The sequence below is a fragment of the Mesorhizobium sp. WSM4846 genome (assembly GCF_055811415.1).
Window position 1 is genome coordinate 1 of the sequence record NZ_JBVVPZ010000105.1, and the last position, 762, is coordinate 762.

General features: G+C 58.1%; 1 pseudogene. It reads left to right on the forward strand.

What is annotated here, in order from left to right:
- Window positions 1-92: 92 nt before the first annotated feature.
- Window positions 93-735: pseudogene (locus tag AC0L15_RS33210) on the forward strand (Tn3 family transposase); the annotation flags it as partial.
- Window positions 736-762 lie beyond the last annotated feature (27 nt).

Below are 762 nucleotides of genomic sequence, written 5' to 3' on the forward strand. Positions count from 1 at the left end.
TCCACGTCCCTCGATCGCCGAGCAGTTCGAAATCCTTGCAGCATGATCATCGGCGCGAAAGCGTCCCGTTGTAACCAAAAGCACGATTTGCGACAGAACCCTTTACCGACACTGGCGGTGCGAGCGATCACGTCTTCGGGCTGTTCGCCCTGATCGGTAAGCGCTTCGCGCCGCGACTGCGCAACCTCAAGGGTCGGAAGTTCCACACATTCGAGAAAAGCGATGCCTATCCGGCGCTGTCGAACCACATCGATCAACACCACCCTGATCCTCGACCATTGGGATGATCTGCTTCATCTAGCGGCGTCGATCGCCACTCGCGCAGTTGTGCCCTCGACGATCCTGAAAAAGCTATCGGCATCTCCGAAGGAAAGCCAACTCGCAAGGGCGCTGCGGGACCTGGGCAGGATCGAGCGATCCATATTCATGATTGAATGGTACTCAAGCCCGGCACGCTGCCAAGCCGGCCTCAACAAGGGCGAAGCAGCACACAAGCTCAAGCGCGCCTCGTCGTCAGCGCGATCGTACACTGGAACACGGTCTATCTCGACCGCGCGGGCCACACAGTTGAAACGAGGGGGGCGAAACATTCCAGATACGCTGTTGAAGCATATCTCGCCGCTGAGTTGGGAACATATCAACCTGACAGGCATCTACACCTGGGACACCGAGCATCAGATGCCCAAAGGCTTTCGAACCCTTAGGCTACCGACCCCAACCCGGCGAGCCGCATGAGTTTCACGATCCGTTCGGGCTTAGCGC